At 54.1% G+C, this 1,847-nt stretch carries 1 protein-coding gene; it reads left to right on the top strand.

The genetic code is table 11. From position 1 onward, the window contains the following. Window positions 1-1,847: polyphosphate kinase 1 (ppk1, locus tag FBQ85_29870; protein ID MDL1879339.1), on the top strand; the 1,847-nt coding region annotated here is incomplete at both ends.

The raw sequence follows: 1,847 nt of genomic DNA on the forward strand, positions 1-1,847 counted from the left end.
ATCAATGAACGCGTGCACCAGGGGCATGAGCGCATGGGCAAATGCTTTCAGGAGCAAATCATGCCGGCGCTGACGCAAGCGGGCATCATTCTGGTGGATGAACAAACGGCCAGCGCGAAGCAAGTGGCGTTTGCCAGCAAATACTTTCAAAAAAACATAAAACCTCTGCTCACGCCGCTGGCCATTGACTCCACGCATCCCTTTCCGAGCCTGCACAATAAAACGCTCTATTTTTGCGTGGAACTGGCGCATCGCAAAAAATCCAAAAAGAAAATATCGTTGCGCCTGGCCCTGGTCTTGATTCCCTCCCAGGCGCTCGGGCGATTTGTGCAACTGCCGTCGGATGACGATAAGAAATATCTTATTCGCCTCGATGATATCATTCGCTTGAATTTAAATGAGATTTTTCCGGGCGATCCGGTGCTGGGCTGTTACGCCATCAAAGTTGTGCGCGACGCGGAGCTTGATTACGTTGAGGAGGAAGCGTATGACCTGTTATCCACCATCGAGAGGAGTTTGATTCAGCGCCGTAAAGCGCCAGCAACGCGTTTTTTGTATGATCCCGCCATGCCGCCGCGCGTGCTGGAGACGTGTGTCAATGAACTGAGCCTGGCCTCGAACAATCTTTTTCCCGGCGGCCGCTACCATTCGTTTTCCGATTTCATGCCATTCCCGGGATTCGATGCGCCGCAGTTGCAGTATAAACCGCTGCCGCCCCTGCCGGTTGCCATTCTGGAAAAAAGCCGGGATTTATTCGCCATCATCCGGAAGCGCGATGTTCTGTTGCACCATCCTTATCAAAAATTTGATTACGTCGTGCGGTTGCTGAAACGCGCGGCCGATGATCCCAACGTGGTTTCGATCAAGATCACGCTTTACCGCATCTCCGCGAAATCTGAAATTGCCAAGGCGCTGGCGCAGGCTGCGAAAAAGGGCAAACACGTCACGGCGGTGGTGGAGATCAAAGCGCGCTTTGATGAACAAGCCAACATTTCGTGGGCGAAAAAACTGGAAAAGCACGGGGTACACGTGATCTACGGCATTCCACGCTTGAAAACCCATTGCAAGCTCGCAATGATTGCGCGCAAAGAATCCGGCGCGATTCGCCTGTATTGCCATCTCAGCACCGGCAATTACAACGACAAGACGGCGCAAATTTACGGCGACATTGGCCTGCTCACCGCGCACGAAGAAATTACTCAGGAAGTGGCGGCGGTATTCGACATGCTCACCGGCGATCTCGAGCCTGGCGCGTTCAAACATCTGCTGGTTGCGCCGCATCATTTCCGCAGCGAGTTCGCCAAACGCATCCGCCGCGAAGCCGAGAATGCACGCGCAGGAAAAAAATCCGGAATCATTGCCAAAATGAATTCTTTGGTAGACGCCGATATGATCAACGGGCTTTACAGCGCCAGCGCCGCCGGCGTTCCGATTCGATTGCTGGTGCGCGGCATTTGCAGCTTAAGACCCGGCGTGGCCGGTTTGAGTGAAAACATCTCGGTGATCAGCATTATCGACCGCTTCCTGGAGCATGCGCGCATTTACATTTTCGAAAATGACGGCCAGCGCGAATACTTTCTCTCCAGCGGCGATTGGATGACGCGCAATCTCGATCGCCGCGTGGAAGTTGCGTTTCCGGTGCTCGATCCCGAGCTGCAAAAACAAGTGCAGCAGATCATCGATATTCAATTTGCGGATAACGTCAAGGCCCGCGTGCTGCAGCCGGACAGCACGAACATCCGCAAACCAACGGTGGGCGAGCCTGTGCGCGCGCAAGAAGCGCTTTACAAACTGGCGCAACGTTACACTAAAATCGAAGCGGAAACGAACGCCGCGCCGCCGGCGCA

It is taken from the genome of Cytophagia bacterium CHB2, from assembly GCA_030263535.1.
Lineage (GTDB): Bacteria > Zhuqueibacterota > Zhuqueibacteria > Zhuqueibacterales > Zhuqueibacteraceae > Coneutiohabitans.